Below are 2,906 nucleotides of genomic sequence, written 5' to 3' on the forward strand. Positions count from 1 at the left end.
TCTACTGTAAAGCCGTCCTAAAAGGACGGGGTTTTAGACCCATTTTTCTGATAAATAAGGCAATAGCTAACAACTCCCAGTTTCGTAGACCTTCAAAGTCGTTAGATCGTGGCCCTTGTAGTTGCCTTCACAAGGTACAATGGAGCAGGTTCACTTTTGGGGAAAATTATCCCCAGCTTTCCAGTGGGCCCTTTAATTGTCCCTTCCTATTGCCCTCCGGATTCTGGAGGGAGTCGTCCACCTTACTTCCTGAAAAGAACCTTGTCCAATAGTCAAGATAAGAGTAACATTAGTAACCTTATTTGTCCTCCAGAGTCGGATATCCAATATCGGAGTACCGGTTTAATTTGGGGACGATATATCCCTCAACCTGATGAGAATGGATTCCAGCTCAAAGGATTAATTGTTACTGAGGATAATCAGTTCTTCCCCGCTTCCATCCGTTGGGGCTATTTTTTTAAGTGGCTGGAAAAAGATGATAATTTGGAGCAGTTCCATTGGTTTCGCTGTTGGACTAAACCCGATCGCGAAGCGGGCTATCATTTTATTCTTCGCAATGCCCTGAATCCCATCCCAGAGAACCTCAGTGGTGATGTCTTTTCAGTACGGGGGCAGATTATTTTTAATTATGGGGGCAAGATTGCGGTTCGCATCAATCCCAATCGCAAAGATCCCAGCTCTAAGTTAGAAAAGCCATTTAAGATCACCTTTCAAGGTATCTTACCGAACGAACCGAAAAACACTTTAGGAGAGTTTTGGGATTTTATGTTGGGGCGTGAGGGTAAGACATTGGTTGTTCTCGAAGCCAGAAAGATCAAAGATCGATTAAAAGATCGAAAACCAAAAGGGAAGGGTAAACCCAATGGGAAGCCTTATCCATCGAAACCAAAGCCAGATTCTAAAGAGTCTGATTCTGAGTCCGTTGCTTCCGAATCGTCTGCGTCTAAGTCGGCTACGGAACAATCCTCAGAATCATGACCGGGAATTTGCTCCCCTGGGAATACCAAGTATTGCGGTTAGTTGAGACTATGGAGTAGGCTGTCGATAGGCTGTCGCTCTAGATCTCGACCGATGAAGACGAGGCGGGTTTGGCGGGGTTCATCGGTATTCCAGGGGCGATCGTAGAAGGTATCAAAGCGGTTTCCAACGCCTTGGAGAACTAAGCGCATGGGTTTATTGGGCACTTGCACAAAGCCTTTAATGCGGTAAATTTCGTGGTTTTGGACAAATTGTTGTAGAGTTTGGGTGAGTTGTTTGGGATCGAAGGCGCGATCGCACACAATCTCAACTGAATTAATACGATCGTCATGCTCATGCTCTTCTTCATGATCGTGGTGACTCGGACGAGAGTCTAGGTTATCTTCAACCGCAGCATTAAACCCTAACAAAACTTCACTATCAATTTGCCCTTGATGACAAGAAACTTGTTTTACAGCCGGCGAAACTTCCTGTTTTAACCAGTTTTGCACTTGCTGCAAACCGGAATCATCCACTAAATCCGTTTTCGTCAATAAAACCAAATCCGCACAAGCCAATTGATCTTCAAATAATTCCTCAATCGGCGTTTCATGATCCAGATTCGGATCGGCCTTTCTCTGTTCTTCCAGTGCGTCTAAATCCCCCACTAAAGTCCCCGTAGCTAAGGCATGACTATCCACCACCGTCACCACCCCATCAACGGTTGCTCCATTGCGAATTTCGGGCCAGCGAAAGGCTTGAATTAGAGGTTTCGGCAGTGCCAGCCCAGAAGTTTCAATCACAATTGAATCGAGATGATCTCGACGCTCTAATAGCTTTTGCATCGTGGGATAAAATTCCTCTTGCACCGTGCAACACAAACAGCCATTAGTCAGTTCCACAATATTATTATTGGGATCTTCCTCTTCATCGCAAACTTGACAGGAGCGCAACAAGTCCCCATCAATGCCAACTTCGCCAAATTCATTCACTAAAACGGCAATTTTGCGCCCTTCCTGATTTTGGAGCAAATTACGAATCAGGGTGGTTTTTCCTGCACCCAGGAATCCAGTAATAATAGTTACGGGAATTTTATGCATGATTCTGTACCTCGCAGAATAGTGATTCAACAGACTCACTTCGGCGGGCATTCTGACTTAGAGATGATGTAGATGTTCTTCATCTCCTCACAGTTGCGGGACAGTGTTGGATTTGCACCAAGCTTTCCCCGTTACCTCTGATGGCTGCTGCCCACCAGAACCGAAGCATTGTTCATTATACCATAGTGTTGACTTTATGTATGATTATAACATAGTGTTGATTATGAGTATCAAGACTATGGTTATTAGTCAAGTTTAGTTATATCATGAAAGTCAAAAATATTGACGTTCCTCTTGAAAAAATTGCTAGCCTGTGCCAGAACTGGCATATTCATAAACTCTCCCTATTTGGATCATTTTTGCGGGATGACTTTACCCCAGAGAGCGATATTGATATCTTAGTGGAATTTGAACCGGGTTTTACTCCTGGATTTTTTAAACTCTACCAAATTGAAGAAGAACTTTCAAATTTATTCGATCATCGTCGAATTGATTTAGTGACTTCCAAGTTTCTGAACCATCAAATCCGCGATCGCATTCTAGCAGAAGCAGAGGTTTGTTATGTCGCAGAAGGATAACTGTGTTTATATTGGGCATATGATAGACACAGCAAATAAGGCTCTTGGTTTTGTCTCAGGTGTGAGTCGAGAAGAGTTTGATAATAATGAGCAGTTGCGTTTAGCTATAACTCATCTGCTACAAGTTATTGGGGAAGCAGCGAGACGAGTTTCCCTTGATTTTAGGGAAGCTTATCCTCAAATTCCTTGGAAAGCTATTGTAGGAATGCGAAGTAAAGCTCAGTACAGGACAAAAGTGGCAAAGGGAGACAGGAAGAGGGTTTGAGGGAAA

Annotated in this window: 4 protein-coding genes and 1 riboswitch; of the genes, 3 read left to right on the forward strand and 1 reads right to left on the reverse strand. The window is 43.6% G+C overall.

The features are described 5' to 3' along the window. Positions 1–261 precede the first annotated feature (261 nt). The gene (locus AC3A14_RS24410) at positions 262–978 is read left to right on the forward strand and encodes a hypothetical protein (RefSeq protein ID WP_487779229.1); all 717 of its coding nucleotides are present in this window, start codon (positions 262–264) and stop codon (positions 976–978) included. Between the two features lie 38 nt (positions 979–1,016). Here AC3A14_RS24410 and cobW read toward each other — a convergent pair whose 3' ends face one another. Beyond that, entirely contained in the window at positions 1,017–2,057 is a 1,041-nt protein-coding gene (gene cobW, locus AC3A14_RS24415) for a cobalamin biosynthesis protein CobW (protein WP_318736390.1), read from the reverse strand. 25 nt (positions 2,058–2,082) lie between these two features. Beyond that, a riboswitch (cobalamin riboswitch) is annotated at positions 2,083–2,237 on the reverse strand. A gap of 86 nt (positions 2,238–2,323) precedes the next feature. Between cobW and AC3A14_RS24420 the strand changes: the two genes are divergently transcribed. Together AC3A14_RS24420 and AC3A14_RS24425 are read left to right on the forward strand one after the other, a co-directional pair. After that, positions 2,324–2,635: a nucleotidyltransferase family protein gene (locus tag AC3A14_RS24420; protein ID WP_318736387.1), complete on the forward strand. Its 312-nt coding sequence runs from the start codon at positions 2,324–2,326 to the stop codon at positions 2,633–2,635. Further along, positions 2,619–2,900 (forward strand): HepT-like ribonuclease domain-containing protein, encoded by a 282-nt coding sequence (locus AC3A14_RS24425; protein ID WP_413039270.1) that lies wholly within the window; start codon positions 2,619–2,621, stop codon positions 2,898–2,900. The genes AC3A14_RS24420 and AC3A14_RS24425 overlap by 17 nt, the downstream gene beginning before the upstream one ends. The last annotated feature ends 6 nt before the right edge of the window (positions 2,901–2,906 follow it).

The organism is Roseofilum sp. (assembly GCF_982964205.1).

Excerpts from the sequence above, each read along its gene's own strand:
- cobW (WP_318736390.1), bottom strand. The coding sequence starts at position 2,057 with ATGCATAAAATTCCCGTAACTATTATTACTGGATTCCTGGGTGCAGGA.
- AC3A14_RS24420 (WP_318736387.1), top strand. The coding sequence starts at position 2,324 with ATGAAAGTCAAAAATATTGACGTTCCTCTTGAAAAAATTGCTAGCCTG.
- AC3A14_RS24425 (WP_413039270.1), top strand. The coding sequence starts at position 2,619 with ATGTCGCAGAAGGATAACTGTGTTTATATTGGGCATATGATAGACACA.